The organism is Bowmanella dokdonensis, assembly GCF_017254865.1.
Classification (GTDB): domain Bacteria; phylum Pseudomonadota; class Gammaproteobacteria; order Enterobacterales; family Alteromonadaceae; genus Bowmanella; species Bowmanella dokdonensis.
The window spans coordinates 1-338 of sequence record NZ_JAFKCV010000214.1 but is presented as its reverse complement, the minus strand read 5'-3'; the positions used below and the strand labels follow the sequence as shown (position 1 = coordinate 338).

Annotated in this window: 1 protein-coding gene; it reads right to left on the bottom strand. The window is 53.0% G+C overall.

All coding sequences use genetic code 11. The features are described 5' to 3' along the window. Positions 1 to 338: DNA polymerase III delta subunit-related protein (locus tag J0A66_RS22285; protein WP_500676669.1), on the bottom strand; the 338-nt coding region annotated here is incomplete at both ends.

Sequence of the window (338 nt, the reverse complement as noted above, 5' to 3'; positions counted from 1 at the left end):
AATAGCAGCTTCTCGCAGCGGCTCTTAATGGTTGGCAATAGCCGCTCAGCACTGCTGGCGGTCAACAACATATAGGTATGCGCGGTGGGCTCTTCCAGGGTTTTCAGCAAGGCATTCGCCGCAGACTCGGTCATACTATCAGCCTGATGAATAATCAGTACCTTAGCGCCACCTAATTGCGACTTGCCACTGAGCTTCTCAATGGCGCTGCGGATGTCATCCACGCCAATTTGCTTCTCGCTTTGAATTTGGTGTAAATCCGGGTGACTGCCGGCTTCCAGCAACTGGCAGGCCTGACACTGACCGCAACGTTTTTTCTCAGCGCGTTGGCACAATAG